Source organism: Ruegeria sp. YTSA064 (genome assembly GCF_059610325.1).
In genome coordinates this window covers 178,892-193,690 of record NZ_JBXWNK010000012.1, presented here as the reverse complement: position 1 = coordinate 193,690, position 14,799 = coordinate 178,892, and the positions used below count along the sequence as shown (strand labels likewise).

Genomic DNA, 14,799 nt, shown 5'->3' with positions numbered 1-14,799 from the left:
TCGACAACGCATACGGAGACCGAAACCTCATCTGCACATGCCCTCCAATGTCAGAATACGAAGAAGCCGCAGAGTAATACACAAACAAAAACCCGCCAGACTACCGGCGGGTTTTTTTATCTCGTACAGGTCAGAGCTTAATGCGGAACGCTGCAAAGCCATCTGTACCTTCTCCCGCATCTTCAATGACAACACCTTTGACATCATTCATGTAGTCCCGCGCTTTTGGCCCGGTTTCAAACAATACCGTCGTGTCGGTGAGCGGCGCAAATGACCAGTTGGCATCTGCTTTAGGATCAATTGTACCCTGCTCGACAATATAGCGGACAATGACATCCCGGTTGGTGTCTGGGGCTTCAAAAACAACTGTGTCACCCTTTGCGCCGGGGAAAGAGCCGCCGCCCGATGCTCGGTAGTTATTGGTGGCGATAATGAACTCCATGTCATCCGTGACCGGTGCACCATTAAAGGCAAGGTTCACGATCCGGGCTGCATCTGGATTAAGTTCTTCGCCTTTTGGACCAAAGCGGGACGGCTGTGAAAGGTCGATCTGATAGGTCACACCGTCCATCACATCAAAATTATATGATGGGAATTCCGGGTTCAGCAGGATCGCGTCTTCGGAACCTTCCTCAACCTGATTGAACATGCCCGCTGACCGTTCCAGCCAGCCTCGAACCTGCGCCCCGTTTACCCGTACGGCACGAACTGTGTTTGGGTAAAGATAAAGATCGGCCACGTTCTTGATTGCAACGTCACCGACGGGAACATCAGTGTAGTATTCCGGGCCGCCACGGCCGCCAGCCTTGAATGGCGCCGCTGCCGAAAGGATTGGCAGACCCTCGTGCTCGGTGCCTTTCATCATCTCTTCGACATACCATTTCTGCGCGATCGAAACGATCTGCACAGACGGATCATCGGCAACCAATGCGAAATAGCTGTGCAATGGGGCCGAAGTCTTACCCACAGCGCGGCGGACGTAGGCCAACGTTTCGTCGTGATCTTTCGCCACCGAGTCGAGAACCTTTTGATCATCTCCGACCAGCGCAGTTATTGACCGATCTTCGTTGCGTTTGGATATCGGCCGCGCCTCGGAAGTGGTGGTGACCACACGCCAGGCGCTACCATCTCGTTCCAGCAACAGATCAAGCAGGCCAAGATGCGATCCCCAGAATCCACCCATGACGGCGGGCTTACCCATCAAAGTTCCGGTTTCCACGTCAATACCGGGACGGTCCGCAAATGTTGGAGATGGGAAGACCAGATGGTTGTGCCCGGTGACCAAGGCATCAATACCGTCAACACCGGCAAGAACGACCGAGGCATTCTCCATTCCTTCCGAATGATCGGCCTCACCTATACCTGAATGCGAAAGTGCTATGATCAGATCACAGCCTTGCTCTTTCATCTCGGGTACGTAAGCCTGCGCTGTCTCGACGATATCGCGGGCTTCGACATTGCCTTCAAGGTGTTTGCGATCCCAATTCATGACCTGCGGCGGAGTGAAGCCGATGACGCCGATCTTGATCGGATGTTTGGAGCCGTCCCCCAGTTCAATCTCACGATCAAGAATGGCATAGGGCTTCACCAGAGTTTCGTCAGCGCGCGGGCTGGCCCCTTTTTTCTTGGCAATATTGGCCAGAACCACTGGGAAGTCGGCCCCAGCAAGCGCTTTATCAAGAAACTCCAGACCATAGTTGAACTCGTGGTTGCCCAAGGTGGCGGCATCATAGCCGACCGTGTTGAATGCAGTGATAATCGGGTGGCTGTCACCCGCCTTCATTCCACGCTCATAGGCTATATAGTCACCCATCGGATTGCCCTGCAGAAAGTCGCCATTGTCAACAAGAAGCGAGTTAGTCGCCTCTGATCGGATGCCGTTGATAATAGATGCCGTACGTGACAGGCCCACGGTGTCCCGTGGTTTATCTGCATAGTAATCATAAGGGAAAACATGCACATGGATGTCTGTTGTTTCCATGATCCTCAGATGAGCCTGATTGTTGGCAGCAGACGCAGAGAACGGATGCAGAGTAATCGCAGCTGCACTGGCTGTCGTTGTGGCAAGAAACTTACGGCGAGAGAGCTTACTGCTGGAAAAGGGCATATCACACCTTCCTGGAAATATGTTCGAAACGCTTTGTAGATGGCGATTGTAACAAAGATGAATAAAGATCACCTAAGCCGATCAAGCATCGAACTATGGTTAAGATTGACGATACTGTGCCGACAAACCCTATGAGCGTAAAGCTCATCAAGGTCTCAACTTGGAATTTATTTTGTGGCATCAGCCAGACCAAACCTGATGAAGCGCAGGCAGTTACATGGCAAATCGACGAACACCCCAGAATTAAAAGCGCTTAGCGATCAGCGCATAATCGATTTGACGCGAAACGGGTTCAAGCTTTCGCTGAACTGTTCAATAAATTCCAAAGTTACCAAAGATGGTTGTTTCAATATGGGGCGCACTAAGGAAAGTGTATGAGGTAACACCGGTACGAATGGCCTGTAGCACAGTCCAAGATGGGCATATTGAACCGCATCCAGTTCGCTCACTACTGAGACTCCCACGCCTCTTAAGGCGAGTTCACAAGCTGCTGTAAATTGCCTGACCTCGATGTGAGAGTTCAGTGAGATATTTGCGCTTTGGAACGCTTTCGATAGGCGCGCAAAAAAGTCGCTATCACGGCGGGTGTGAATGACTTTCTCGTTCTCAAGCTCTTTGGGTGTAACTTCCGAAACGCTTTCCAACTCGTGACCGCTCGGAAATACACAAACCGTGCGTAAGTGCACATCTGTATTTTGCACGGCAGGGTGGCTGATAAAACTGTCGGTGATCCCAAAATCATATTGCTCACCGATCATCCATTCTAGAATGCGCTCGGGCCGATCCGGCTCGATTGTCATGGTGACGCCGGGGCGGTCTTTCAGAAATTCGGCGACAACTTGTGGCAGGTGGCTGGTTGCAAATCCGGGCAGGCAAGCGACGCGAATATGTCCCGCCTTTCGTTGCGTGATGTCCTGACTGACGTCGGTGATCTGCTTCATCAGTTCCAGAACACGCTCTACGCTGGGCTGCAAATACCGAACTTCCTGAGTCGGCACTAACCGCCCCTCGCGACGATCAAAAAGCTGAAACCCAAGTGACTTCTCCAGATCAGATATTAATCGGCTCACAGCTGGCTGACTGACCCCAAGATCAGTGGCTGCAGAAGTGATCGATCCATTGGTCGTCACTGCCATAAGGGCTTCAAGCTGTCTGATTCTCAGGGTTTGCCGCATGTTTGAACTAGTATTTCCCAATTTTTCGCTCACGAATATAATGCCGTGTTATTTTTTTTATCAATACTAAGGTCTTGAATTATATTTCTGTAACGCTAACGTCGTGAAATCGTCATGTGTGCCGTTTACCCGTAGCGGTCGGTATTCAACGAAGCATCGAACCTGATGCATGGGAGGAATCATGAAAAAGAGATTTTTCGGCGCTCTCGCCGTAGCAACTGCCTTGTCCCCTGTAGCGGCAATGGCTCAAACCGAAGTCCAGTTCTGGCACGCCTTTACCGGCCGTCTTGGTGATCTGGTGAAAGCCCAGGTTGAAGAATTCAACGCCAGCCAGGACGAGTTTGTCGTGGTTGAAAGCCACAAAGGTAATTACTCGGAAACGCTGAATGCAGGTATCGCCGCGTTCCGCGCTGGCGAACAGCCCCACATTCTGATGGTATTCGAAGTTGGCACCGCGACAATGATGTCGGCTGAAGGCGCCATCAAACCAGTCTATGAAGTGATGGCCGAAAGTGGCGCGTCATTCGATCCCGACGCGTATATCGGCGCTGTAAAAGGGTATTATACCACTACCGATGGCGACATGTTGTCATTGCCCTTCAACTCTTCCACACCCGTTCTTTGGGTCAATCGCGATGCGATGGAGGCAGCGGGAGTCGATCCTGATACCGATCTTTCCACTTGGGAAAAAGTTGGCGAGGTTCTTGATCAATTAAAGGCAGGCGGTGAAGAATGTCCGCTTGTCACTGCTTGGCAAAGCTGGGTTCACCTGGAAAACATGTCAGCCTATCACGATGTACCATTTGCATCGAAAGATAATGGTTTCGCCGGTCTGGACACCGAATTGATGCTGAATGGCCCGGTGCAAGTGGCCCACCTAAGCGCAATGGGTGATTGGGCCAAGGACGGTAAGTTCATCTACACCGGTCGAAGAAACGAAGGTGGAGCCAACTTCCGGGCCGGAGAATGCGCCTTGTTCACAGAAAGCTCGGCAGGCTACGCGGGCATCAGCTCGGAAGCTGAGTTCGATTTTGACGTACGGCCCCTACCCTATTGGGAAGGTGTCACAGCCGAACCTCAGAACACCATTATCGGTGGTGCCTCCCTGTGGGTGATGGAAGGGCACGACCCCGAAGCCTACAAAGGAGTTGGAGAGTTCCTGAGCTTCCTGTCATCGTCAGATGTACAGGCCAATTGGCACCAGAATACCGGCTATCTTCCGATTACTGCTGAAGCGGGAGATGCAACCCGCGCGGCAGGATTCTATGAAGACAATCCCGGCACAGATATCGCGGTTATCCAGATGACTGCGAAAGAACCAACCGCAAACTCAAAAGGTCTGCGTTTGGGGTCATTCGACCAGATTCGCGGAATCATTGACGAAGAGCTCGAGGCCATCTGGTCTGGTGACAAAACGGCTCAGGAAGCGATGGACAGCGCCAAGGAACGTGGCGACGCGTTGTTGCGCCGGTTTGAATCAGCCAATCAATAAAAATGATATCATGCGGGCCTTTAACGGCCCGCATTTCTTTTTTGGTGGGACACTAAATTGGAAAAACGCGTCACCTTTCGGGGCTGGTTGCTGCCCCTGCTTCTGATCGCACCTCAGGTGATCGTCTCTGCCATATTTTTCTTCTATCCAGCGGCGCAGGCAATCTGGCAGTCGCTGTTTATTCCTGACCCGTTCGGGCTGTCATCTCAATTCGTCGGGCTCGGCAACTTTGAATTCCTTCTCAGCGACAAATTCTATCGTGCATCCTTCTTAACAACGGCGATCTTTTCGACGCTTGTCACCTTGTGCTCGATGATTCCGGCACTTTTTCTTGCAGTCATTGCCGACAGGTTGATCAAAGGCTCGGGTGTTTACCGTACCTTGTTAATCTGGCCCTACGCAGTCGCACCAGCTGTTGCTGGTGTGCTTTGGCTTTTCATGTTCAACACACGCGTCGGAGTTGTTTCCTGGTATCTTGGACAACTCGGCTATGATTGGAACCACGTTCTGAATGACGCCGAAGCAATGGGGCTGGTCGTTGTCGCATCCGCGTGGGGGCGCATCAGTTATAACTTTTTGTTTTTCTTTGCGGCGCTGCAATCCGTGCCAAAGTCAGTCATCGAGGCAGCCGCAATCGATGGGGCGCATTTCTGGCGCCGGTTCTTCACAATTGTTTTGCCACTGCTGTCGCCAACGGCCTTCTTTTTGCTGGTGGTCAACGTCGTCTATGCGTTTTTTGAAACATTCGGTGTTATCCACACAATCACCGGAGGTGGTCCGCAACAAGCCACAACGATCCTGGTCTACAAGGTGTTTTCCGATGGGTTCGTCGGGCAAGATCTTGGGTCTTCGTCGGCACAATCCGTCATCCTGTTGATCGTGGTTGGTTTGCTAACGGTGATCCAGTTCAAATACGTCGAAAAAAGGGTGCATTACTGATGGCGGCCCAACAACACGGAATGGTCGAGAAACGAGGCGCGGGTATCTGGCTAACCCACGCCTTTATGGTACTGGGCGTCCTGATCATATTCTTTCCGATCTGGCTGGCTTTTGTTGCCTCAACAGTATCCCAGCCTGAAATCGTCTCTCCCCCTATGCCGATCTGGCCGGGTGATCAATTTTGGGAGAACTACCGAGCAGCCCTTTTTGCCGGAGTAAACGTGCCTGTCGCTACCATGCTGTTCAACAGCCTTGTGATGGCAATCGGTATTGCCGTTGGCAAGATTGTGATCTCACTTCTGTCGGCCTTTGCGATCGTCTACTTCCGCTTCCCGGGGCGAACGACCTTCTTCTGGCTGATCTTTCTGACACTGATGTTACCTGTCGAAGTGCGGATTGTTCCAACATTCGAAGTTGTGGCCGGTTTTGGTATGCTAAACAGCTATTACGGGCTGATTTTCCCATTGATCGCCTCAGCCACTGCCACTTTCCTGTTCCGGCAGTTCTTTCTGACAATCCCGGATGAACTTGCTGAAGCGGCGCGGGTAGACGGTGCGCGGCCGATGCGGTTTTTTGTCGACATTGTAGTGCCGATGAGCAGAACCAACATCGCGGCCTTGTTCGTCATTCTCTTCATTTATGGCTGGAACCAATACTTATGGCCGTTGCTCATCACCACGGATCCCGAGATGAATACCATTGTGATGGGCATCAAACAGATGTTCCCATCCGGCGATGATGTGGCCGAATGGCCCGTCATCATGGCAACTTCGATACTGGCCATGATCCCGCCGGTTATTGTGGTGGTGTCGATGCAAAAACTGTTTGTTCGCGGCCTTGTCGATAGCGAGAAGTAAGAAATGGCAACTGTAACCCTAGAAAACGTCAAAAAGAGCTTTGGCCCCACAGACGTCATTCATGGTATCGACATTGATATCGCAGACGGAGAATTCATCGTTATCGTCGGGCCTTCAGGATGCGGCAAATCCACGCTTTTGCGCATGGTGGCAGGTCTTGAAACCGTGACTTCGGGTGAAATCCGCATCGGAGACGAGCGGGCAAATGATAAAGAACCGATGGATCGGGATATCGCGATGGTATTCCAAAACTATGCGCTATACCCGCATATGTCTGTACGCCAGAACATGGGATATGGACTAAAAATTGCCGGGTTACCTAAGGCGGAGATCGATCAAAAGGTGACCGAAGCAGCAAAGCTGTTGCAATTGGAACCCTTGCTAGACCGAAAGCCCAGACAGTTGTCGGGCGGGCAGCGGCAGCGGGTTGCAATGGGACGCGCCATCGTTCGTGAACCAGCAGTGTTTCTTTTTGATGAACCGCTTTCGAACCTTGATGCGAAACTACGCGTTCAAATGCGCCTGGAGATCCGCGAGCTTCAGGAAAAGCTGGGGATTACGTCCCTGTATGTCACACATGATCAGGTCGAAGCCATGACGATGGCAGACAGAATGATCGTAATGAACGGCGGGATCGCCGAGCAAATTGGTACACCTCTGGATGTCTATGAATCCCCAAAAACCCTGTTTGCGGCTCAATTCATCGGCAGTCCCGCGATGAATATCTTTGACGCGCGGCGTGTAGGTGGAGTGATCAAAATTGAAGACGTGGAAATTGGTCCATCTCAAGGCCCAGATACCTCGGTAAAACTGGGAATCCGGCCAGAACACCTGTCAATGGATGAAAATGGCCCGCTGGAAGCCGCAATTCAGATGGCTGAACCTTTGGGCGCAAATACGCTGCTACACGGTCGCCTGACAGGCAGCCATAATGTGATCACAGCAAGCCTCCCCGGCGTACACCCAATCGAAGGGCGGCATCCTGCGGTAAGGTTCTCGGTCGCCCCCGAGCAAATGCACCTGTTTGATCCGGATACCGGTAAGCGACTTGAGGATTGATGGCCCTCTGGGCGGTTTTATGGTAGTTGATCACTCAATATGTCGGTGCACAAAGCACCCCTAACCCAGATATCGAAGCGCAAGCTTGCGTGTTGTATCAATGAATCTCTGATTTCGGAGTTCAGAGCCTTCTTCCGACAGTTTGTCGATTACCCAACCCACGTAGGTCGCCGCACGCAGCAATAAAAAGAGATCAAGCGCGCTGTCATCCAGGGGTCGTTCAGACCGGTAACCCGCAAGCAAAGCCTCTTTTAATTCAGGATAGTCTGGCTCCTGCAAATTCTTGAGTAATGTCGTAGCCAGATCAAACAGGCGAAACCCAAAGCCGCTGTCGTCAAAATCAATGAGTTGAAGACGATCTCCATCAACCAGAATGTTTTCGCGCACCAAATCCGCATGGATCAGACCGTAGTCCAACGTATCTTCCAGTTGGGTCAATTCGGTCGCCATCTTTCCGCGCAAAGCCTCAAACATTTCGCGGTCATCGGCAGACAAAGTCGGGTTTTCCCAGAATCTGCCCCACAACGGGTTACTCCCCAGCAGACCATTCCGATCCCAGGAACATCTGTCAAAATCGTCAGGCAACACCCACCTGTCCGAAACGTGATGCAACCGTGCCATTTCACGCCCGATGCCTAGGAATAGTGAGGTTCGGTCTTTTGTCTCCAGCGGCTGACCCGTTGCGCCCATTGGCGCACCGTTCAGCCAGGACAAAACGTCAATTTGGACCCCATCAGCGATATGCAGAAAATCTCCTGACGCCGTGGCAATCGGTGCTGGCACATGTAATCCGCCGCGCGATACCGCATCCATCCACTGAAGTTCCGATCGCAATTCCTCATTGGTACGATACCCCGCTCGATGCAATCGCAGCGCATAAGAGGAACCATTGATATCGACGCGGAAGACCTGATTTTCGCGGGCCGCGATCAAATGGTAAGATGCATCCTGCATCCCCCATAGCTCCAACGCCTGATTAACCGCCAAATTCACGCGTCTAGCGGAGTTTTGGCCAGAACTTCGTCCAGCGTATCAAATAAAAGATCTGCGTTCTCGATCGAGAACGGCATCGGTGGACGTATCTTCAGTGTGTTCTTGTGACGCCCCAGCTTTGAGTGAATGACGCCCCGTTCCCGCATGCCATTGATTACTCGATCTGTGAATGCACTGGCGGGTTGCTTCGTTTCCCGATCCAGTACCATCTCGGCGCCGAAAATCAGACCTGAACCGCGTACATCACCAATGAACTCATGCTTTTTCGCTAATCGAGTTATCCTCATACGAGCGTGCGCGCCGACTTTTCTGGCGTTTTCAAGCAGGTGCTTGTCCTCGATTTCTTCCAATACGGCAATGGCTGCAGCGCAAGAGACCGGGTTGCCCCCGAACGTATTGAAATAGCGATAACCTTTTCTGAATGTTCCCAGGATTTCCGAGTTGGTGACAACCCCTCCGATCGGATGGCCATTCCCCATCGGTTTACCCAATGTCATGACATCCGGCACCACGCCCATCTTCTGATGCGCCCACATATGCGTGCCTGTACGACCAAACCCGGATTGAACTTCGTCGCAAATCAGCAGTCCACCCGCCTTACGCACAACCTCGGCAGTAGGCTTCAGCCAACCGTCCGGATTATCCGGGAAACCTTCGTTCAGAAAATACGGGCAGACAACCAATGCGGCAAACCCGATACCTGATTTTTCATGCTCGGCAATCTGCTCAGCTACAGATTCTGCAAATCTCATCCCCTCGGGATCAGGGTTGCGATAGCTGTCTGGCGCACCGACAAAACGAAAAAATTGACCAAGGCCAAACCCAACCGTCGGAACGTTTGATTTGCTAAGCTGGCTGACGAGTGAGGTATTGCCATGATAAGTCGCATCCGTTGCGATGATTCCACGCTTGCCGGTCATACTTTCGGCCATTCGCAGGGCAATATCGTTGGCCTCGGAACCAGTGCAGGTCAGAATGGCGGTATCCAGATGGTCATCCACGGTGCTGGTCAGCTTTTCGACATAGTCGAGAATGCCGTCATGAAGATATCGCGTATGAGTGTTCAGCGTGTTGGCCTGACGACAAATCGCATCGACCACGCGCGGGTTGCAATGCCCAACATGTGGCACATTGTTGTAGCAATCCAGATACTTGCGCCCGTCGGCGTCCCACAGCCAAACACCCTCGCCCTTCACGATGTGAACTGGGTTGTCATAAAATGTAGAGACATTCGGACCCAGCAGTCGGGCGCGATCTGCGATCAACTCAGCGTTCGATCTGGTCAATTGTTACCCTCCAGATGAGGTTACACTTTGCGCACAACGCCCTCAGCGACCCATTCGTCGAACTGTGCGAGAACGGCATCCGCAAAGGCCTGATCATTGATGTGCGCGTCAATCTCGGTTGTATTTACGACCGCAGGCATGACATTACGTGCCTCGTCGATAAGGGCGGCAAGACCCTCGGGATCGTGGGCCTCCTGACCCTCACGATCCCATTCCTCAACTCCAACAACCGGTAGGAAGAAATGGGTCGGACCAGTGGCTTGTTCTAGACGTTTTGCCATCTCCCGGATTCCGTTGCGACGTTCATCCGCGTTGAACACAGCACTCTTTATCAGGCGGTTATGCTCGTGGAATGGGCGGTCGGAAAACTGCGGCGGGATGTCTTGCCAACCCGCAAAATCCAGCAAGTCCAGCGCGCCCGGAGCAACCATTTGCGGAATTCCGGCCCGGCCCGCATTGGTCAGGCGATCTTCGCCTGATGAGACCAGCGAGCCCGCCAACATATTGGCAAATTCCTGCATGCAGAAATCCATCACGCACGCAAAGGCGCCTTCGCCCGCGAGCTTTTCGAACGCCATACCCCCCATCCCAGTCGAATGAAAAACGGCCACATCAAAACCACGGGCTTCCAGCTCCGGTTTCAGAATCTTCATGTAGCGCAAACAGCTTGAACCCAGTGACGTCATACCCACCACCGGGCGTTCGGACTTTGGTGGCTCAACAGCACGCGCTGCACCAAGTACAGCCCCCGCAGCCTGCGAAAGAGAGGAACGACAGATCGCGTTCATCCCGTACAGGCCCCCGGCCCACAAGATCATCTGGATGTCCGGTGCTAAGCGATGTGGTGGGATCAATGGGGAAAAGCTGACGGTCGACACAATGTATTTAGGCACTCCCATGGGGATCGCTTGCGCACAATCAAGCGCCAAATCGGTTCCCATTGTGCCACCGGTTGCCAACATGGCATCAAAGCGCCCTTTGGACAGGGCGTCGCGAACGACTTTGGCGGCCCCTTCTGACATAACGCGAAAAGCCTTGTTTTCATCGCCCAACGCGATCACGTCTTCGATGGTCATATCGCATGCTGCAGCAACGTCATGTTTGGAAATGTCCGTGGGTTGGGACGGGTCGCCCAATACGGAAACATCCATCGTCAGAACATTTCCCCCCTGCGCTACGATGCATTCCTCTAGATACCGCATCTCTGGGTCTTTGGTGTCGTAAGTCCCGATCAACAAAATGGTTTTGTCACCCATGGGGGCTCTCCTTTGAAGTTCCGGGATCAGAGTTGAATCCACGCTGTTTTCAAATCGCTGTATTTCTCCAGCGCATGAAGGGATTTGTCGTGGCCATTACCGGATTGCTTCACCCCACCCAAGGGAACAGTGAGATCCGAACCGCCATATGTGTTGACATGCACCACACCCGAGCGGATGCCTGCCACCATCCGGTGCGCACGGCTGAGGTTAGATGTCCAGACGCCAGCGGACAGTCCATATTCTGTACTGTTGGCCAGTTGAATCGCCTCTTCCTCTGTTTCAAACGGGGTCACGGCCAGAACTGGGCCGAACACCTCGTTTCGAAACAGAGTGTCAGTCGAGCGGACTCCCGTCATAACGGTCGGGGCCATATAGTAACCACCAGTGTCCTTTAGAATTTGGTCACCACCAAGTTGTAGTTCAGCACCTTCCACCTGCGCCTTTTTGACAAATTCAAGGTTCGCATCTAATTCGGACAGGGAGTGCACCGCTCCAATGTGGTTGTTCAGGTCTAGAGGATCCCCGACCTGCATCGCTTCGGCGTTCTCGACTAACTCTGCGACAAAATCGTCATGAATATCTGCCTGAACCAGCAAACGTGACGCCGCAACGCAAATCTGACCTGAGTTCCGGAATATCCCCGCGGCTGACACTTTCGCCGCCTGCGCAAGATCAGTTACATCTTTGAACACGATGTTCGGGGATTTTCCGCCAAGTTCAAGGTAGCAACGTTTGAGGTTTGAACGCGCCGAATACTCAAGTAGCTTACGTCCCGTTGCGCCCGAACCCGTAAAAACAAGAATGTCCACATCCATCGACAGCGCCAGGGTTTCGCCCACGACCCGACCCGAACCTGTGACGACATTTAATACGCCCTCTGGAATACCCGCCTCGACCGCCAGTTCCGCCAGTTTCAACAGCGTCAAAGATGCGCTTTCCGCAGGCTTCAGAACTACCGAATTCCCCGCCGCCAGGGCCGGGGCCAGCTTCCACGCTCCGATCATCATCGGCATGTTCCAAGGCACAATCGCCCCGACAACGCCGACCGGCGCATGGTGGATCAGCCCAAGGACATTTTCGGCAGTAGGCGCGATCTGGCCATAGACCTTGTCTATCGCCTCGGCGTAATAGCGGAATGTTCCAGCCGCAGACATGGGTTCGGCTTTCATGGCCATCGTTATTTCGGTGCCATTGTCACGCACTCCCAGAACCGCAAGCTCCAGCGCATGTTTCTCGATCAGATCGGCAAGCTTCAGAAGGATTTTCTTACGCTCAGATGGTGCGCGCCGTGCCCAACGACCATCTTCAAAAGCCGCCCGCGCGGAAGCGATGGCCGCATCCATATCACAAGGTGTACCCTCGGCAATCTGCGTCAGAACCTGACCATCAATCGGCGACAGAACATCGTGTGTTCTGCCTTCATTCGAAGGGATAGTACACCCATCGATAAAATGGTTTCGGGGCGTCAACACCTTGCCGCGAAGTGCATCGATTTCTGACTGGATCATTAAAGGATTACCCTTGTTGGTTTGGGTGGTCGGCATCAACAGGCTCAGCCGTAGGCTCGGGCCGCAACTTGTTTCTGAACTCGAAATACAGAGTGCGGAAATGAAGGATCAGGATCAGCAGTATCAAGCCAAACAGGATGGCCGCGATTGGCCGGTCGACGAAGTCGAGTGGGGTTTTCACCCGCGCCATGGCGCTACGAAGTTTCACCTCCATGATACCACCAAGAACCATTCCAAGAATGATTGGCACAATCGGCAAATCCAACCGTTTCAGAATAAGGCCAAAGACACCAAAACCCGCCGCAAGCGCACAATCTGTTATCGAGTTCCTCAGCGAATAAACACCAACAAAAGACAACACCAATATCATGATCCCCAGAAAGCGAGTTGGTATCTGGATAATCTTGAGAAGCAGGTTCGTCGAAAACAGCAGGAACACCAGAACGATAACATTCAACGAGATCAGCGCCATATACAGCGCCATCACAAAGTCCATCTGAGATTCAAACAGCTGTGGGCCAGGAATGACGTTGTGGACATAAAACACCGACAGCATCATCGCCGTCAGTGCTTCACCCGGAATGCCCAACGCAAGCAGCGGGATCATCGCAGCACCCGGCACCGCGTTATTGGCCGCCTCGGATGCCACCAGTCCCTCGGGTGATCCATCGCCAAACTTATCGGGATCCTTCGAGGTTTTCTGAGCATAGGTGTATGACAAAAACTGCGATGTAAATTCACCGGTGCCAGGCACCATTCCCATGAAGACACCAATGCTTGAGGACACAGTCGCTACGCGCTTGATGCCCAAAAGCTCTTTCAGGCCCGCGAAAATGCTGCCGCTGACATGCGCTTTACCGGGTGCATGGTTCTTTTCCAGAAGCAGCAGCAACGCCTGACTGATCGCAAACAAGCCCAAAACCACAACGATCAAGTCAATACCTGAGGCAAGCCAACTTTGGTCAAATGTAAACCGACGCGTGTACTTGACCGGTTCCAAACCCACAGTGTTTAGAAAAATACCGAAGGCGGCCAGCATTCCCGCAGCAAATATTTGTCCGCGGTGGGCAAGCACCACCAAGATAATTCCCAGCAAAGCGGCTAGAAAAATTTCGCGGCTACCGAAATGCGGCGCGATCAAAGCCAGCACCGGCGACAGGATCATCAGACAGATGATCGAGAAGACCCCACCAAAGAACGAGGCCGAGTATGCCAGTGAGAGCGCCCGGTGCCCCTGCCCGCGTTTAGTCATTGGGTAACCGTCGTACGTTGTCAGCGCGTTCACGGCCGTACCAGGCGTGTTGATCAAAATCGCCGGGATTGCGCCGCCATACATGGACGACCCGTATATTCCGAGCAGCAATGTCAGACCGACAATCGGCTCAAAAGCAAATGTTGCTGGCAATAGAATTGCGATGGCAACGGGTGCACCAACTCCGGGAAGAGCACCTATTATGACCCCGCCGATTGACCCGATCAGCAGCGCGATAATTACCTGCCATTGCGCAAGGATCGAAAGACCAGAAAATAGTGTTTCCATTTCGAACCTCAGAGATATGTCAGCGCAAAGGCGCGAACGCTGTCGGGCAGATATTCATAAACAGCACCAGCAGGGATTTTGACCTGTAGGAAGGCTCGGAAAACGACAGTAACAAAAACACCGAACAAAGCCGCGATACCGACTGTTCTTGCGCCCCGAAACCCAGTTCGTAACGCCAGAAAAACAGCAAATAAAACGGTCGACAGCAGGTATCCCAAAATGGGAACCAGCATCACGTAAACCAAAAAATATGCGACATATTCAAGCGATCGCACCCAGAAACCGACTTCTGTCCAGCGACCAAGAAGACGGGGGGACATGGCTGAGCTCAGCCAGTGAAGGAACCCAAAGATGACCATCGCCCAGAGCGAGATCATGGGCCAGAGGTTGGGCTGGGCAAACCATTTGGTCCGCTTTACGGCTTTGGTCTGCTCACCCAATTGCGTCAGCAGAAAAACCGAAAAACCAAGGAAAAGCACTGCGAATACAACATCACCAGGTCGGCGATACCGTTTGAACATGTCCTGTAAGGTCTTCGCGATCATCTAAACCCCTCCCCTGATTGAAACTGGCCCGGCAGATTT

General features: G+C 52.7%; 12 protein-coding genes and 1 pseudogene. 4 read left to right on the top strand and 9 right to left on the bottom strand.

The features are described 5' to 3' along the window. Positions 1-130: 130 nt before the first annotated feature. The 3 genes and pseudogenes from AC2FI7_RS18290 to AC2FI7_RS18280 form a co-directional block, all read right to left on the bottom strand. Positions 131-2,107: a bifunctional 2',3'-cyclic-nucleotide 2'-phosphodiesterase/3'-nucleotidase gene (locus AC2FI7_RS18290; RefSeq protein ID WP_010443487.1), complete on the bottom strand. Its 1,977-nt coding sequence runs from the start codon at positions 2,105-2,107 to the stop codon at positions 131-133. Positions 2,108-2,367: 260 nt separating this feature from the next. Then, positions 2,368-3,048 carry a LysR substrate-binding domain-containing protein gene (locus AC2FI7_RS18285; protein ID WP_496816462.1) on the bottom strand — a complete coding sequence of 227 codons (681 nt, stop codon included), beginning with the start codon at positions 3,046-3,048 and terminating at the stop codon, positions 2,368-2,370. Between the two features lie 54 nt (positions 3,049-3,102). Next, positions 3,103-3,282: pseudogene (locus tag AC2FI7_RS18280) on the bottom strand (helix-turn-helix domain-containing protein); the annotation flags it as partial. Between the two features lie 181 nt (positions 3,283-3,463). Here AC2FI7_RS18280 and ugpB point away from each other — a divergent pair. From ugpB to AC2FI7_RS18260, 4 genes are read left to right on the top strand one after another with little or no spacing between them, the layout of a single operon-like run. Beyond that, complete coding sequence (ugpB, locus tag AC2FI7_RS18275) at positions 3,464-4,774, top strand: sn-glycerol-3-phosphate ABC transporter substrate-binding protein UgpB (RefSeq protein WP_010443485.1); 1,311 nt, start codon at positions 3,464-3,466, stop codon at positions 4,772-4,774. Positions 4,775-4,831: 57 nt separating this feature from the next. After that, complete coding sequence (gene ugpA, locus AC2FI7_RS18270) at positions 4,832-5,713, top strand: sn-glycerol-3-phosphate ABC transporter permease UgpA (protein ID WP_010443484.1); 882 nt, start codon at positions 4,832-4,834, stop codon at positions 5,711-5,713. A gap of 20 nt (positions 5,714-5,733) precedes the next feature. After that, the gene (gene ugpE / locus AC2FI7_RS18265) at positions 5,734-6,570 is read left to right on the top strand and encodes a sn-glycerol-3-phosphate ABC transporter permease UgpE (RefSeq protein WP_010443483.1); all 837 of its coding nucleotides are present in this window, start codon (positions 5,734-5,736) and stop codon (positions 6,568-6,570) included. Between the two features lie 3 nt (positions 6,571-6,573). After that, the gene (locus AC2FI7_RS18260) at positions 6,574-7,629 is read left to right on the top strand and encodes a sn-glycerol-3-phosphate import ATP-binding protein UgpC (RefSeq protein WP_010443482.1); all 1,056 of its coding nucleotides are present in this window, start codon (positions 6,574-6,576) and stop codon (positions 7,627-7,629) included. A gap of 60 nt (positions 7,630-7,689) precedes the next feature. On the opposite strand, the gene AC2FI7_RS18255 is transcribed toward AC2FI7_RS18260, so the two are convergent. From AC2FI7_RS18255 to AC2FI7_RS18230, 6 genes are read right to left on the bottom strand one after another with little or no spacing between them, the layout of a single operon-like run. Next, positions 7,690-8,583, bottom strand: a complete 894-nt coding sequence (locus AC2FI7_RS18255) for a phosphotransferase enzyme family protein (protein WP_010443481.1) — start codon at positions 8,581-8,583, stop codon at positions 7,690-7,692. A 35-nt stretch (positions 8,584-8,618) separates the two neighbouring features. Then, on the bottom strand, positions 8,619-9,908 hold the full coding sequence (locus tag AC2FI7_RS18250) for an aspartate aminotransferase family protein (protein WP_010443480.1): 1,290 nt from the start codon (positions 9,906-9,908) through the stop codon (positions 8,619-8,621). 20 nt (positions 9,909-9,928) lie between these two features. After that, on the bottom strand, positions 9,929-11,164 hold the full coding sequence (locus AC2FI7_RS18245) for a Tm-1-like ATP-binding domain-containing protein (protein ID WP_496816457.1): 1,236 nt from the start codon (positions 11,162-11,164) through the stop codon (positions 9,929-9,931). A gap of 26 nt (positions 11,165-11,190) precedes the next feature. Then, the gene (locus tag AC2FI7_RS18240) at positions 11,191-12,675 is read right to left on the bottom strand and encodes an aldehyde dehydrogenase (RefSeq protein ID WP_050806487.1); all 1,485 of its coding nucleotides are present in this window, start codon (positions 12,673-12,675) and stop codon (positions 11,191-11,193) included. A gap of 7 nt (positions 12,676-12,682) precedes the next feature. After that, positions 12,683-14,215 carry a tripartite tricarboxylate transporter permease gene (locus AC2FI7_RS18235; protein ID WP_010443477.1) on the bottom strand — a complete coding sequence of 511 codons (1,533 nt, stop codon included), beginning with the start codon at positions 14,213-14,215 and terminating at the stop codon, positions 12,683-12,685. Positions 14,216-14,223: 8 nt separating this feature from the next. Further along, entirely contained in the window at positions 14,224-14,760 is a 537-nt protein-coding gene (locus AC2FI7_RS18230; RefSeq protein WP_010443476.1) for a tripartite tricarboxylate transporter TctB family protein, read from the bottom strand. Positions 14,761-14,799: the final 39 nt, after the last annotated feature.